This window comes from Ignavibacteria bacterium, assembly GCA_025612375.1.
GTDB lineage: Bacteria > Bacteroidota > Ignavibacteria > Ignavibacteriales > SURF-24 > JAAXKN01.
This window is the reverse complement of the sequence record JAAXKN010000012.1, coordinates 44,033-60,214: the sequence shown is the minus strand read 5'-3', so window position 1 is coordinate 60,214 and position 16,182 is coordinate 44,033. Positions and strand designations below refer to the sequence as shown.

9 protein-coding genes are annotated in these 16,182 nt (G+C 46.3%); 4 read left to right on the top strand and 5 right to left on the bottom strand.

Annotation, left to right across the window (positions count from 1 at the left end; genetic code table 11):
* Positions 1-127: 127 nt before the first annotated feature.
* On the top strand, positions 128-1,198 hold the full coding sequence (locus tag HF312_09890) for a glycoside hydrolase family 5 protein (protein MCU7520512.1): 1,071 nt from the start codon (positions 128-130) through the stop codon (positions 1,196-1,198).
* A 40-nt stretch (positions 1,199-1,238) separates the two neighbouring features.
* On the opposite strand, the gene HF312_09885 is transcribed toward HF312_09890, so the two are convergent.
* Positions 1,239-2,816: a 4Fe-4S binding protein gene (locus tag HF312_09885; protein ID MCU7520511.1), complete on the bottom strand. Its 1,578-nt coding sequence runs from the start codon at positions 2,814-2,816 to the stop codon at positions 1,239-1,241.
* Between the two features lie 17 nt (positions 2,817-2,833).
* The gene (locus tag HF312_09880; GenBank protein MCU7520510.1) at positions 2,834-3,763 is read right to left on the bottom strand and encodes a DUF362 domain-containing protein; all 930 of its coding nucleotides are present in this window, start codon (positions 3,761-3,763) and stop codon (positions 2,834-2,836) included.
* Positions 3,764-3,978: 215 nt separating this feature from the next.
* On the opposite strand from HF312_09880, the gene HF312_09875 reads away from it, so the two are divergent.
* Positions 3,979-4,500: a hypothetical protein gene (locus HF312_09875; protein ID MCU7520509.1), complete on the top strand. Its 522-nt coding sequence runs from the start codon at positions 3,979-3,981 to the stop codon at positions 4,498-4,500.
* Positions 4,501-4,688: 188 nt separating this feature from the next.
* Positions 4,689-6,251, top strand: a complete 1,563-nt coding sequence (locus HF312_09870) for a sel1 repeat family protein (protein MCU7520508.1) — start codon at positions 4,689-4,691, stop codon at positions 6,249-6,251.
* 120 nt (positions 6,252-6,371) lie between these two features.
* Here the strand turns inward: HF312_09870 and gatD are convergent, their stop codons facing one another.
* From gatD to HF312_09855, 3 genes are all read right to left on the bottom strand, one after another.
* A complete protein-coding gene (gene gatD / locus HF312_09865; protein ID MCU7520507.1) occupies positions 6,372-7,757 on the bottom strand; it encodes a Glu-tRNA(Gln) amidotransferase subunit GatD in 1,386 nt (461 codons plus the stop codon).
* On the bottom strand, positions 7,754-9,676 hold the full coding sequence (gene gatE / locus HF312_09860) for a Glu-tRNA(Gln) amidotransferase subunit GatE (GenBank protein ID MCU7520506.1): 1,923 nt from the start codon (positions 9,674-9,676) through the stop codon (positions 7,754-7,756). The genes gatD and gatE overlap by 4 nt, the downstream gene beginning before the upstream one ends.
* Before the next feature lie 141 nt (positions 9,677-9,817).
* Positions 9,818-13,225 carry a hypothetical protein gene (locus HF312_09855; GenBank protein MCU7520505.1) on the bottom strand — a complete coding sequence of 1,136 codons (3,408 nt, stop codon included), beginning with the start codon at positions 13,223-13,225 and terminating at the stop codon, positions 9,818-9,820.
* A gap of 422 nt (positions 13,226-13,647) precedes the next feature.
* On the opposite strand from HF312_09855, the gene HF312_09850 reads away from it, so the two are divergent.
* Positions 13,648-16,134 carry a T9SS type A sorting domain-containing protein gene (locus HF312_09850; GenBank protein ID MCU7520504.1) on the top strand — a complete coding sequence of 829 codons (2,487 nt, stop codon included), beginning with the start codon at positions 13,648-13,650 and terminating at the stop codon, positions 16,132-16,134.
* Positions 16,135-16,182: the final 48 nt, after the last annotated feature.

Sequence of the window (16,182 nt, the reverse complement as noted above, 5' to 3'; positions counted from 1 at the left end):
GATTTTTCCATAGTGCTCCTCAGGTTTTAGGTTTTGATTATGCTGCATTTAATATTAAATTTGCAAAATTCTAATCCTGCAGATACTGAATTTGCAGTGCAGTTAAAACTAAACCTGAAGAGCCGCTATGATTTATAACAGAAGAAATTTCTATTTTATTATTTTCTCAGTCATACTATTAATTACATACAGCGGATGTTCCGGCAGTTCAGATGGAATACTGGAACCCAAGAAGGAAGGCATTACGCAGCCGCTTGATCCTTTTGAGCAGAATAAAAAACTCGGCAGGGGAATAAACATCGGCAATTCCCTGGAAGCCCCAAATGAAGGAGAATGGGGAGTTACGGTTAAGGAAGAATTCTTTAAGCTGATAAAAGAAAAAGGATTCAGTTCGGTCCGCCTTCCTGTAAAATGGTCGGGCCACGCCTCAGATAAAGCCCCGTATGAGATAAGTCCTGATTTCTTTAAGAGAGTGGACGTAATTATTGACGAGGCCCTTTCAAGAGGGCTTGCAGTTGTGCTTGATATGCATCATTATGATGAGTTGATAGATGCACCCACGGCAAATAAGGACCGGTTTATTTCGCTCTGGCGCCAGATTTCAGAGCATTATGTTGACTATTCGGCCGATCTTTTCTTTGAAGTTTTGAATGAACCCAATGGAAACCTGACGCCGGAGGTTTGGAATGCTTATTTGAAAGACGCAATAAGTGCAATAAGGGAAAAGAACCCATACAGGACGCTGATTGTTGGGGGGCCGGACTGGAACAGCGTAGGATCTATAGGCAGTCTGGCAATTCCGGCCGAGGAAAAGAATGTAATTGCGACGGTTCACTACTACGACCCGTTTATATTTACGCACCAGGGAGCCGAGTGGGTCCTTGGAAGCGACTTGTGGCTGGGGACAACGTGGAGTGCGACTGAAGTTGAAAAGCAGGCAGTGGCAAAAGACATGGATCAGCTTTTGATCTGGTCGAAAGCAAATAACCGTCCGGTTTATATAGGTGAATTCGGGGCGTACAATAAAGCCGATATCGAATCGCGCGCGCAGTGGACATATTACATTTCGCGTCAGGCAGAGCAGAGGGGATTCAGCTGGTCTTATTGGGAGTTCTGTTCAGGGTTCGGGGTGTACGATCAGGCTAAGCAGCAGTGGAACCAGCTCCTTTTAAGCGCGCTTATTCCGACAGGGGTATAATTACAAAATATGCCCGCCTCTGGCGGGCATATTCTCAAATCTAGAACGGGAAATCTTCCTTGTAATCCACCTTTTGATCAATCTTTTTGACTTCTGGCTTTTTGGCTATGAGGTGCTTTGGGTTTCCTTCCACGTAAATTGCCTTGTACGGCCTGGCCGGACATGCATATTCACAGGCTCCGCATCCGATGCAGTACTCGTCTTTTACTTCCGGAATTGATAGCTTCCCTTTGTATGGAACCATGTTGACCGCCTTTGTAGGGCAGTGCTCCGAGCAGGCTCCGCAGTCGGTGTTTTCTGTTTTAACTATACAGTCGTCCTTGACAAACTTAACCTTCCCAAGCTGAGTCAGTTTCTTTGTTTCCAGAGTCAATGGCAGTATTGCGCCGTTGGGGCAGACATCGGTGCAGATTGTGCATTCATATTGGCAGAAGCTGGTCATGTAATCCATATGAGGCTGCATCATTCCTCTAAGCCCGTATTCAAGATACGCGGGCTGAAGCACCTGTGCCGGGCATGCGCTTACGCAAAGGTGGCATGCAGTGCACGTGCTTGTAAAGTGATCAATGCCCCTGGAGCCCGGAGGGGTAAGGGGATTTTGCTTAAAAGTGGGGACTGAATTTTTCTTATAGCTTTTTATAACCTTTTTCTGCTGCATAAAAGCCAGACCGCTTAAGCCCACAAGGTAAGCCGAAGTCTTAAAGATAAACTCACGCTTTTTTGTGTCGGTTTCTTTTAAGTCTACAGTCTCTTTTTCTTTTGAGGGTTTTTCATAAGTGAGGCCCTCGCTCGGGCAGACGTTAAAGCAGTTAAAGCAGCTTACGCATCTTGAGAAATCGACTGAGCGGGTCTTGTTATCAATGCATCCCGATTTGCAGGTCCTTTCGCATATTCCGCAGCCTTTGCACTTAGTCTGGTCTATCGCAATCTTAAAGATTGAAAACCTGGAGATAAGTCCAAGAAGCGTTCCAACAGGGCAGACGGAGTTGCAGTAAAGCCTTCCTTTAGCTACAGACATCCAGAGGACGAAAGCCAGGAAGAGGACTGAGAAACCTGCTCCAAGAAGGCTTATTGTTCTAAGCTCAAATGGATAAAGTGAATAGTTCTTAAAGCTCTCCAGAGTGTAGGCGGCCGAGTTATTTAAGAACACGAGAACGGGCCTTAAGAGGTTTGAGTTTATTTTCCCGAAGTTGCTGTAAGGATCAAGAAGATCAAGGACAAACATGCTTCCGAATAATACCGGTATTACTGCGAGTGCCAGCAGGCTGTATCTCAGGAGGTTTTGGGGCCTCAGGTAGCGGAAGCGGTTTTTCTTTTTCTTCCTGAATTTCCGGGTTATATATATTGCAATATCCTGCAGCGTGCCGAGAGGGCATATTGTTGAGCAGTAGACCCTTCCGAACAAAAGAGTAAGTATAATAATGAATATAAAGCCTGCCGCAGCAATGCTTAGAACATTTACAAACTTCAGCAGGGAAGGCACAAACTGCACATAAAGGATATACTTATGTGCAGTTATGGGGATGTAACTCTTAAAATCCAGAAATAAAACTGCTGTAAAAAGAAAAAATAAGATGGAAACAGCGATCCTGATTTTCTTTAACCGGGCAAGTAACATGAACTTAAATCTCGCAATTAAATTTTGATTCTGTTAATATTAAGCTTATTTAAATCCTTTCTTCCGAGCCTCATATCTGATGCATGCTTCAGGTAGTCTATGCTTTCGGGATCCATGCCGAAGAGCTTTATTGCTGCTGCATCGGATGCCACGATATCAGTTGAGACGATCTGCGACTTCATGGTAACAACGTCTTCTTTGGATACGCCTCTCGGGCCGTGATTTTTCATTACATAGTATGCGTCCACAACGTTCAGGTCAGGCTTGCGGAAGCTTGCCAGGTCGGCAATTGTCTGGTGGAGATCGTTTTTGTGCATGAACTCCCTGTCCCATATAATTCCCATGAGGTTTTTCATTGAAGCGGTAATTTTAGCTCCGCCGTGGTTTTTAAGTATAGGGACGTTAATGAATACGTTTGAGCTTAATATGAGTTCATGGATTTTTGCGTTAGTAAGTCTCTTGCCGTTTTTAATTTTAACCTGTTGGTAATAGCCTTCATTTGCAGCAGAGACAACCTTTGCTCCGGCGTCTTTTGCAGCGCGTTCAATGCCGCTGTTGGAGTAGCAGTTGGTCCAGGTGTCGCATGTATGGTCAAAAACAAAAACTTCCTTTGCGCCAGCGTTAAAGCAGTGCTGAACGATTCTTCTTACGAGTTTGGGGTTTGTATTAGCTCCTTTTTCAGGAGTCACATCCCATCCGATATTCGGTTTAACGACTACAGTCTGTCCTTTCTTTACAAACTTGCTCATGCCGCCAAGAGAAGCTATAGCCTTATCGAACATAACGTCGGGTTCCCCGCCCTTAATTGCCACCATATCATAAGGGTTCTGCATGAGGCCTGAGCCCAGAGCCCAGAGGTTACTCTTCTGTCCAAAGGGGAGTGTAGTGCCGGCTGCTGCCAGGGCCGAGGCTGCAAAAGTTTTCTTAATAAAATCTCTTCTATCCATCCTATCCGTCCGCTTTTATTTATGGAATATGGTTTTTGAAGATGAAACCTAATTTAATAGAAAAATGGATTAATGAAAGTGAAATATAAGGATGGGTGCCTTAAATTTCCCCCATAAAAATTACAATTTAATTTATAAAAAAAGAAAAAAATATTATATTCACTTATCAGAAAAAGCTGATGTAACAGGATAACCTTTAAGTAACGGGGAAACATATGGAAAATATTCTTGCCTTAGTAAAAACCAAAGAAGGTATTAAAAGTGTTCTTCTGGACATAATTGCGCTAGCCTTTATATATTTTGTGCCGACCATTTCGCACATGTTCAGCATTCCTTTTTACCTGCTTGAACCGATGAGGATCATGCTCATTCTCTCCATGGCGCATTCAGGTAAATTAAACAGCTTTTTCATTGCTTTTTCGCTCCCGCTGTTCTCTTTTCTTATTTCAAGTCATCCCTCGGTGGAAAAGTCAATTCTTCTGACGGCTGAAATGGGCCTGAACGTCTGGCTTTTTTATGAATTCAGCAAAAAGTTTAACGGATTTTACTCAGCTCTTTTTGCAATTGGAATTGGCAAAATATTCTATTATGCCTTAAAGTATACCTTTATTCTGCTCGGAATTATGGATTCGGAACTGGTTACAACTCCCATTTATCTGCAGGTAATTACGATGTTTGTACTCAGCGGATATGTTTATCTTATCGGTTCATTAAAATCGAAGAAGCGGGATAAATAGGCATACCAAGGAACAAACGCCGGGCTGGCAGGTATAAAGAAGAAGAAAAACAGGAAAAATACCGGAAACAAAAGGAACGGGTTCTTCATTGAATTTATGTTTTGTTTTAGGTATTTATGTGTGTTAAAATGTAAAAGGGAAACAATACTCTGCCAGCAAAAATTAAATATCTTTTCAGCTTCGCTTGTTTGTTCGTTTTTTTAGCCTTTGGGCAAACCGTCTTTGGACAGAAACAGGAACAAAAACAGAAAAAGGAACAGAAACCTCATCCCAACAGTCCGGTTTTCAAGGACTATCAGGTACCGGATTCATCAACCCTTTTTAAGCGCGTAAGCGACTCCTATGCACTCTGGCAGAGCTATTTTCTTATCAAAGAAGCCAATGACGGCAACGCAAAGGCACAGCATGAGCTTGGTATCCGCTATCTTTTAGGACAGGGGTTTCCGGCTGATACCGTAAAATGCGTGCAGTGGACAAAAAAAGCAGCTGCGCAGAACCTGCCCGAAGCACAATACAACCTTGGCATTTTCCAGAACAACGGCTGGGGGACGGAATGGAACCCGTTCAAAGCCTACGAAAATTTTCAGAAAGCCGCAAAAGGCAAAATGCCTGAGGCGGAGTATGTTCTGGGGCTCATGATGCTGGACAATCTTGTAGTGCCGAGAAATTACAAGAAAGCTTTCACATACATCAAAAAAGCGGCCGATAAGGGGTATAAGCCTGCCATTGACGTCCTGGAGGAGATGCTTAAGTACAGGATGGAATTCGGGCTGGATTCGGTGGATATAAAATCGGTCAAGGCAATTGAGCAGAAGCCAAATTCCGTTACATTAGTCAACCCCGCCCTCGGCATAAACTATATGGATCTCAGGCAGGATTCGCTTTCAGGCATTGACGACGTAACGCTATTAAAGGAAGTCTTAAGAGAAGGAAGCGACGAGCTTAAGTATGCCCTCGGGAATGTTGTTTTAAGCGACAGTACGTTCCTGCCTGATTTGTCGGTAATAAGTACAATTGAGAATGCGGCAGAATCAGGGAGCCCTGAGGCACAGACAATGCTGGGGCGCTGTTATGAAAAGGGGATTGGGGTAAGACGGGATCTTGTTCAGGCTGCGGTGCAGTATATAAGAGCCATACGCCTTGACTCCAGGCGTGCCCCGAAGCTTTTATTTAGCCTCATACAGAAGCCCGAGTTCTTCAGGAAATTAAAAGTACTGCTGGACCAGAAGAATTCAGAGGCGCGGTTTGCTTATGCTGGACTTGTAGCTTTGCGCTATAATTTCCAGGTCCCGGAAAGTGAAGCCTTAAAGCTCTTAAAGGATGCCGCAGATGAAAACTATATTCCGGCAATTATAGAAATGGGGCTTTGTTATTATTCGGGTAATTTAACTCTTCAGAATAAGAGTAAGGCCATAGCGATCTGGAAGCGGGCTTCGGATCTTGGAAGCAGCGAAGGGAAGGTAAGGATTGCAATTGCAAATGTGCAGGATCATTTCCCGTATCAGGATTCCACGGAATCGGTTAAAGTATTAAGAGAAGCCGCTGATTCGGGTTCACTTTTAGCACAGATGGCATTAGCCTACTGTTATGAGACGGGGACGGGAGTAAAGAAGAACAGACTTGAGGCAATTCATCTCTACAGGGTTTCGACTCAGAGGGGGAGTCAGGGTGCGTACCGTTCCCTCAAAAGATTGTATGATGAAGTCCGTCCCAAAAAGAATGAGTTTATTGTTATTGAGGATAATAAATAGAAAATCCGGGACTAAAGTTCCGGGGCGAGTGGGTGCGCATCAAACCACGAGCTAAAGCTCATGGCTAGTCAATTGAGAAAGGCCCGCTAAAGCGGGCCTCAAGTTGTTTTAACCTTGAACTTATTTGACGTATTTGGATATGAACTCTTCAACCTCGGGGATGCCGCCCTGGTAAATTAAGTAGCCGTTGCTCGGTTCGCGTTCTGTAATTTCGCCTGCTATGGGAGTGAGCATTATGTCCTTAACCTTCTGTGGGTCCTGCGTCTGCCCCAGTGCCCAGCCGAGCTTAACATAAGCAACCTCGGGGAGCATATTGGCCGTGGGGACCACACCGAGCTCCATCATGTCACGCCCGGTATCATAAACATACATCTGCACATATCCCCACAGGGTCTGAACCGTCATATATACCGCAATATTTTTCTCATGGGCTCTTTTTAGCGCGGGGTAAAGAGGCTTGTTGACGTGTCCTAAACCCGTTCCTGCAATTACAATTCCCTTGTAGCCGTTATCGATCATTGAGTCAATTATGTCGGGCTTCATATTCGGGTAGTAATAAACAATGCCGACTTTTTCTTCAAAGGCCGTATTTATTGTAACGCCGTGGTCCCTGCGCCTTTTCTTATAATCCTGTCTTAAAGGCGTAATCTTCTCGCGGCTTACCATTGCAATCGGTATGTCTCCAATGGTGCGGAAAGTAGACCTGTAGCTTGAGTGCATTTTTCTTACGCGGGTTCCGCGGTGCAATAGTCCGTACGCGTCGGAAGTAGGGCCGAACATGCATACCATTATTTCTGCAATGTCGCTTTCGGCCGCGGTCTTGACGCTGTGCATCAGGTTCAGCGCCGCATCTGAAGACGGGCGGTCGCTTGAGCGCTGGGATCCCACCATAACAATTGGAACAGGAGTGTTCTGCACCATAAAGGACAGAATGGCCGCCGTGTGGTGCATTGTGTCAGTTCCGTGCCCGATTACAATTCCCTGGACCCCTTTTTCAATTTCGCGTCCAATAGCCTGAGCCGTACCGATCCACTGTTCGGGACCCATATTTTCGCTGAAGACGCCGTAGAGTTTTTCAGTCTCCAGGTTGCAGATATCAGCAAGTTCGGGAACAGAGCCATAAAGTTCACCGGGTGAAAAAGCCGGTATAACGGCTCCCGTACGGTAGTCGAGGCGGCTTGCAATTGTTCCGCCGGTGCCGAGAAGTTTAACCTTAGGTTTCTGCGGGTTATAGGGGAACTCCTTTTCTGGTATTTTATAGTGAGCTTCCTTGTGTCCTGTAACAGTAATTGCCTGAATTCCTCCGGCAAAAATTCCTATGTTGTAGCCCGAACGGAGCTTAATTACAATGTGGTGAGAGTCGGCTGTTTCGGAGCGGGGGAGTATAATGCCTGTAAATTTCCCGGTTGAAGTTTTGATCTCAACGTCGCTCCAGACCTCTGCGCCGAAGTTTTTCAGTGCGTCCAGTGCTTCACCCCTGTAGCCTTTATAAATGTCTGAATTCATTTCGCCTCCTGGAAAAGAGTACCGATTGTTTCCATTACCCTGCGTCCTTCAACCCTGCCTCTAAGGTGTTTCATGACGAGGCTCATGAGGACGGTCTTTTCGCATGCGGGTTTATGGAGCTTAATGCCTGAGAGCTCACTGCGGGCAAGTGAAAGGAAATGCATGAGTTCCTGTTCCGAGCATGCCGGGGGGAGCATGTCCACAAAAAAGCTTCCCGAGCGGGCCGCATTTTCGAGAGCCGGGAGAACTCCTTCGCGCGCAAGCCTGCCCTGTTTGAACGCCAGGAATATCTCTTCAAATATCGCTTCAGTCAGTACTCCCGTATCTAAGCCCTTATGGCTAAGGCGCTTTGGGTACTGTATGAGTGCAACTGAGGCCAGAACAGGATCGATATTCCACTTTGCAACGAGTTTCATAAAGAGGGCAGCATAACGGGATTCCGCAAGCGGCCCTATTACGTCTTCGGGGACTTTCAGGCTTCTGTACCAGGCTTCCCTTTCCCAGACCGGTTCAGGGAGTCCCAGGCGTATTTTTGAAAGTCTTTCCCTTGTAATTTTTTTAGGAGGAAGGTCCGTATCGGGGTACATTCTGTCGGGTCCCGGCAGTATGCGTTCAAATCCGTTTGTCCCGTCGCGCAGTGCCTGACGGGTTTCAGAAGGCACGCCGATGGTTGCCTCTTTGGCTCTAATAATAATTTCGCAGGCACCCATTTCGGCGTCGGCGGGGTTTCCCCATACGAGAACCATTGCGTCATCTTCGCTTGCGCCCATGCTTTTCTTTATTTTCTGCCAATCGCTTGAAGAAAGCGTATCACCCTTGCTGTCGGAGTGGATTATATTAGGCAGAGTAGTAAGGCATGCTATTACTCTGACTCTGTCCGATATTTCCTTTGAGAAGAAGGTGTCGGTTTGTGTGGGCCAGTTAAGGAGCCCGCGGAAGCCCTTAAGGAGTGCGCATTTAACTATCATGCCCTGGCTGAGGGCATTCTGCACCGGGAGGAAGTAAGTTCTTTTAAGGAGCTTTGTAACGTCTTCAAACCTGGCCTGGAAGGTTTGGGGAGTAATGCCGCGCCTGAAGAGTTCTTCTTTTAAGCGCAGGAGGTTCCACTGCCTCATGGCTTCGTTATATGTCAGAAGCGGGATCATGGGGATTCTGGGTACCCCTTTAATTTCAATTCTTGTACCCCCTTCAACGCTGACGTTTACGTCCTGCCTTGCCGAGCCGATTCCGGTGCGGACCCTGCCCGTAGATTTAACTAGTTTGCGGCAAATGCCGGCCGCGGCTGCAACTTCCTGGGGTGTAAGCATATCGGGTGCTGTTACGGTTTCAATTAAAGGCATGCCGAGGCGGTCTGAAAGGTAGACCCTGCGGTGGCCAATATCGCTGACCTCGCGGCAGGAGTCCTCCTCGATTGAAATCTGGACGATATTTATGTGCCGGTCCTTAAAAGGTATCCTGCCGTCGAGCGCGATAATTGAAGTCCTCTGGAACCCTGTAGGGATGCTGCCGTCGAGGTACTGTTTGCGTGCAATATGGATCTCGTCGACCGTAGTGCAGTTTAAGAGCATGCCGATACCGAGAGCGATATCGAGGGCTTCGTCGTTTATTTCAAAGGGGGGAGTGTCGTCCATCTCGTACGTGCAGACGGTATCGCGGTTAATCTGGTAGATGATTTCTTTTTTTGTCTTAAACTCCATTAGTGCCGTGCCGTCGTATTCGCCGAGCTCGGAGAGTGTAGGCCTCATATGGCGCAGTATTTCAGCGTTATAGCTGGTGCTGTAAATGCCCGCGGGGCAGCGGCAGAAGAGTTTCTTTTTTGTAAGGAGCTGCTGATGGATTTCGAGGCCGGATTTGAAGTCGACCCTTCGGTAATCCTCAGGTGTCATTTCACTAAAAGCTTTAAAGAGAAAGTCCTGCATAAAATAACCTTCCATTAAAAAGTGAATGCAGGCAAAATAGGAAGGGGGGAGGAAAGAAGCAAGAGGTTCGACGTTCAACGTTTCCGCCTTCGGCGGAGGAATAAAAGGGCGCCGGGAGATAACTCCGGCGCCTTATAGGAATTAGTCTATTTTTTTTCTGAATACGGGGTCTGTGCCGATTGTGCCGTGCAGCTCTTTTAAGTAGGCTGGGGACGAAACCTTCTTAAGCTGCGCCTGGGCAGACTTAAGGCGTTTGCCTATCTTAAGCTGTTCTGCAACGTCGAGGTGGCTGGATTTCTTCAGGAAGTTCTGTAGATAGCGTACATGACGCTCCCAGAGTGCAATGTCGCCTTCCTGCTTTGCCTTCAGGCGGTCGTTGTACCACTGGCTTGAGAGCAGGTGCCACTTTGTAAACATATTCCTGATCTCGGGATCTTCAGCCGTTTTACCTTCGTAGCTGCCTTTGGCCATAATGTAAAGCAGAGCCTTAAGGGCAGGGCAGGCGTCCTCGATGCTTCCATCCTCGAAATAAGCCTGTGCAACCCTCTGCTGTGCTTCCACAATATTATTAACGCCGTCGGCATAAACGTCCATATCCTGGATTTCCGGCTTCAGCATTTCATCGCTGAATACAGAATTCGGGTTTTCGAAGACCCTTCCGAAAAATGTATGAACGAATTTATCTGTAATGCGGTAGCCAAGGCGGCTTGCCAGCACCTTCTGTCCATTGTGTTCAAAGTCGCTCAGTTTTTCCAGGTATCCTTCCTTTATGAGGAATTCCGGATCCCTTTCATTAACCGAAAGGCGGCACCAGATTTCAGGAATAAGAAGGCTTATATCGTGATCGACCCTGACGTTAGGGCCTACATAACCTGCCGCGGTTGTGTAGCAGTCGTAACCCGTAAGAATAAAGGAAACGAGCGCGTTATTCAGGTCAACTATAGGGCTGACGGCATTAAAAGGACCCTTTGTAAGGGCGCCTTCGGAGCCTGCTCCCGTAGTTGAAGGTGATTTTCCCGTAAGGCTGCAGATAAAATCCATGAACATCTCAGGCAGTTCCTGGTAATGTATAGGGTTATATACTGCAAGAGCGCGTATGTTTGCCTGAGGGTCGGGCGGATTGTTGCGCCTTCCGGGCAATACCGAGTTAACGGGGAAGTAGACCGGCTTATCCACCGTTATGCGGCGGAAGAAGCGTGTACCTATCTCGGCAATATACTTATCCCTGGGGTTAATAATATCGGGCCTGTTCTGCAGATACCTCATATTCTTTGACGGCTTGCCATCCACCATGCGGGGGTGAGCCGAGGATACAAAGTATTTGCATGAGTTCTGGCCTGCAAAGCTCTGTATGAAAGCCTTCATCGGTTCGGTATAGGTATCGAAGCCTATGGCGTCTTCAATCAGCGCCTCTGCATCCTGGAGCTGCAGCGGCTGGAAGTTGGATATGAAAGTTCCAGGTGAAGATATATCCTTTTCAGCCTGCTTGTCGTATCCTCTTATAATAGCGTCATCGGGGCGCTGGAAGAAGCGGTACTCGCAGTTCTGTGTAAACTTTACGCTCTGGTTATCGTAGTCCTTATTGAGGACAGTTAAAAGCTTATCGGCAGGCACTACAACAGAAGCCGTAATGTCGTCTTCGAGCTGTAGCTTATCGGCGGCAATAAAATCCTGCCTCAGCTTGAATGTACGCCACGATTTATCCTTCTGCAGACCGACTCTTAAGTAGCTTGCAACAAGTTTGCGGTTATTGTATTTAAGTTCATTGCCTGTATTGCCGTTAACAATATCCACGCTGAAATGCTCGCGCCAGTTGCCCATCCATTCGTGGCGGTAGAACCTTTTAATAATGAATACAAGTCCCTTTATATACTGCGGTATTGAATCGAGCCATTTGTTGTATTCATCCGTATACTCGCTTGGTGAGGGGGTGAGCATCTTAATTACAGAGCCCAGGGACCTCTGAGTGCTAAGAAGCGGGCGGCTTGGGGTAGTCTTCTTAACAGGGATCTTGTAGCGTTTGCTGTAGTCGTAGTTTATTATTCTGTCCACAAATTCCAGGTCCTTCTGGAAATCGGCGACAAAGAAAGGTCCGTATATAATTGAATCCGAAATGGATTTAGAGATTTCTGACTTACCTCCGCCCGAGACCGTAGAAGGCTTATGGCAGAAGGTTCCTTCGGCAACGGTACCAATAAGCCGCCAGGTTGGAACCGACGGGTTCTTCTCAAGGCGGATCTTATAGCCGGCAGGGAGAATGTAGGTATTTGAAGTAAGGAGTTTAATTACAACGTCCTTTTCACCTTTTTTCCAGCCGACCGTTTGAGTTGTAAGGTTAAACCTTGCGTCTTCGGGAACGTAGATAATGTCGCGGAAATTTTTATCGATGCCGTAGCCTTCAGGCTGCAGGTCCATTACATCCTTGAAAAGCTGAGATACTTCTTTAAAGGAATGGCCTTCCTTTCTGACCTGGTTATCGTCGTGGAATTTATCACCAAGGCCATAGCTTGGGAATGCGATTGCGCCGCCGGCGTGTTCCTCCTCCGAGTTTCCGAAGAGGTTTGCCGAATAGCTGATCTGGGTTTTAACCTCTTTTTTGCAGTAGCCGAAGTAGTTATCGGCAATAACCGTAATAATAACGCCCTCTTCGGTGCGGCAGGTAACCTTAAAAGCGCTGCCGCCGTTATAGAGATCGGAATCGTTTTCATAGCACATTCCGTCGCGCTTCTGGCGTTCTGTGGCCTCAGATATATGCGGGAGTCCAAGTTCCTTTTTAGTCACTGTCGTGAGCTGCGGTGCAAGTATAATGCATCCCGTGTGGCCGGTCCAGTGTTCAACGTCAAGGCCCGCGTCGTTCTCAGGCAGATACGGGTCGCCTGCGTTGCCGAAAATGGACTCTACAAAGTCCAGGTTGCCCACAAGGTTACCGGGGACGAAAAATCTTGTTTCCATAGATTTTTCGGGAGTAAAGCCTTCAACGGCAGGGCAGACAACAGGGCGCATGAGCAGCGATACGAAAACCTCTGCCTGGTTGTGCTGTGAAGAAGTAAAAGGAAGCTTCATCAGCTCTTTTGGCGGATGAAGTGCACGGTAAAGGAGTCCTGCAAAGGCGTGTTTGGGGACGGCAATTTTGTCATCCGGAATAGGGAGCCCCCCTTCGGAAATGTGAAAAACGCCTTTAGTAGTTCTGCGGTCGTTTTTAGGGTTATGCAGAATTCCCTGTTTTATTCTATAAGTGCTTATAATATCAGAAACAAACTCACATTTATCTGGCGGAAGGGAAAGCACCCTTGCAATACCATGCCTGTCGAGCAGGAATGTTTGTGCAGGCATACGCACAGGTTCATCCAGCTTAACGTCGCTTAAATACTTATCCAGGAAGTTCTGGATACGCTGGTCAGCCGGGCATAAATAATTAGAAAGAAGACGGTTTTTTTCCTGATGATTGGCAATCAGATCACGCGCAATTTCAATAAATTCAGAATTTTCACCTTTTTGCCCGAAAACCGGAGCTCCTAAAGCTGCCAGTCTAAGGTTGATATATTGAATTAATTTTTCATCGTCATGACAGGAAGCAGATGCCTTCTGAAAAAAACCGAGTGATCGTTTTAAATCCATGTTTCACCTCGATTTTGTGTCTCAATTGTAATAAGAAAATTAAAATACTTTCTTTGGACATTACAAAAATAAACATTTTTATTCTATAAGTAAAAGAAACTATGCCGGAAACGGAGTAAAATATTTAATAAAAGTAAATTATGGAACAATAAATACTTTTAATTATAAGAAAAAAGATATAAATTTTCGTGCCTGAATTGTTTTGCGGAGCAAAGCCACTTACCGTTTTTACACAGCTTCGCATGCAATGTGTTTTGCTGCCCGATTGGAATTTATCCTGCCCTGGAGCGGTAATCCTTTCCTTCAGCCATAAATACAATCCGTTCAAATTTTTATAGAAGGGACAACTTAAGATGAAAAAACAAATACTGTTTTTGCTAGTTCTTTTATCGTTTATGGAAGTTAGAGCTCAATATAAACTTGATACTCTGGCCAGCTACAAGGCAGGGCCCGGAGTTACGTATACAAAGATGCGTGTTGCATCAATTCCGCTGAACGTGGATATGATGGTAGTGGATTTGAAAAATCCTTTTGTTAAGGTGGAAAGTGTTAAGGCAAATGAAAAGCTGGATGGAAAAGAGGTACTGAGCTCAATGATAAAGCGCCGTACAACACTGCAGCATAACGTGGTGGGAGGCGTAAACTCTGATTTTTTTGACATGAGTAACGGAAGGCCGATTAACATTCAGATTGAGAACGGGGAGATATTAAAAGGCCCTATCAATCTTTCGACCGTAGGTTTTGACGTAAATAACAAGCCTATGCTCAACAGGGTACAGTTCGGAGGGCAGCTCATTCTGAAAGATACAGCCGTTACGGTTGCAGGAGTAAACCAGACCCGCAATTCGAATCAGATGATTTTGTTCAACAGTTTTAACGGCCAGTCGACCGGTACAAACGTCTACGGCACAGAGGCACGGATCCATCCATTAGGAAACTGGCTTGTTAACGATACAGTCAAGTGTGTGGTAGACACGGTTGTTTCAGGAGCCGGCAGCATGGCGCTTACAGCGGGTAATGCCGTACTTTCAGGGAACGGGGTTATGGATGCCATACTAAAGAACAGGGTTAAGGCCGGAGATACTGTAAAGGTATATCTTGGAGTTACTCCCGGTTTGGTAAAGCTAAAGGAAATGCTTGGAGGATATCCAAAAATTGTTTATAACGGCAAGAACTGGGCAGACCAGGGGTATCTTGAAGAAGGGGGACCGGATCATACATACCTGTCGGAGCCCCGTACGGCAATAGGTTTCAGCCAGGACAGCACAAAGATGTATCTTTTTGTTGTTGACGGTAGGAGCGAGCTGTCGGGTGGTATGACGCTTCCGAAGCTGGCAGATCTTATGATACAGGAGGGGGTATACCTGGGAATGAACTTTGACGGCGGCGGCTCATCTGAAATGATGGTAAGGAACAGCATAATGAACGTTCCTTCAGACGGAGTTGAACGCGAGCTTTCAAACGGATTTATTGTGGTTTCCACGGCTCCCGTTGAAGCGCTAAACAGCATCATTATTCTTCCCGCGAAGAAAACGGTTTTCAGGGACGAGCAGATCTCTTTCAGTGTTCTTGGAAGCGACAGGAATTTTAATGCCGTGGCGCTGGATCCGGCAAAAACTACATACAGCTGCGACGCGAAGATTGGAACAATAGACAGCAAGGGTCTCTTTACGGCTTCAAAGTTAAACGGGGGGCAGGGATATGTTTATGCAAGTTATGATAATACGAAGGATTCGGCGCTCGTGACACTTAAGCCGATAGTAAAAATCAGTCTGATCCCGCATAATTTCACCATCGACACGCTCAGGTCGGTCCGCCTGAGTCTTAAGACATACGACAGTGAGAACATAGTCAGATCGATACCGGCAAGTGATATAAAATGGACGCTCACGGATTCGCTTCTCGGAACTCTGGATGCCCTTGGAAACTTTAAGGCAAAGAAGGAAGGAAAAGGCAAGATCATTGCCAGCTACGAGGGGATAGCGGACACTGTAGAGGTAAGTGTTGTTGTTGGAAAAGACGTGCAGGTGATCAGTGAAATGGAAAACATAGAGGATTGGTCGCTCAGGGGATCGGCAGTTGACACGGCTAACACAAAGCTGAGCGTAGTTTCAGACGTAAAATCCTCAGGAGCGGGATCCGTTAAAGTGGATTATTCGTTTACATATGACGGTTTTCAGGATAATATAGTATACCTGGTTCCCAAAACTCCGCTGGAGGTTTACGGAGTACCTGATACGCTATTAATAGACGGAAGGGTAGAGGGTACAGTAAATCACAGGGTTTATCTTACACTTTCAAATGACAACAGTGAGCTTTTCCTTGCAAATCCGAGTATAGGAATGAACACTTCCGGTGCATTTGGAAGGGTAACCGTTCCAGCCCGTGCATCCCAGGTAATTACACCGGGCGGGATCTTCACATTTCCGATAAAGATCAAGGAGATAGAGGTCAGGCTGGGCAGTGCCAAGGAGGTTGGCGTAACATACAAAGGAACATTCTACCTGGATAATTTAAGAGCGCGTTATCCGCTTCAGACTACAGGAGTAGAAGAGAGTGCTTCATCGGTCAGGCCGGATAAATTCAGTCTTTTGCAGAACTATCCAAATCCATTTAATCCATCGACAGTAATTGAGTTTACGACGAAGGAGCTTTCGCATGTAAGTCTGAAGGTTTATGATATGCTGGGGCGTGAGGTTCAGGTATTACTGGACAAGGAGCTTCCATCCGGAAGTCACAGGGTAAGCTTCAACGCCCAGGAGCTTTCGAGCGGTGTATACTTCTACAGGCTTCAGTCGGGCAACATGGTAGAGACTAAGAAGATGATGCTGGTAAGATAAGTCCGAGGTCAGGGCGCAAAGATTTCGGGACTCAGTTTTAGCGCAAAA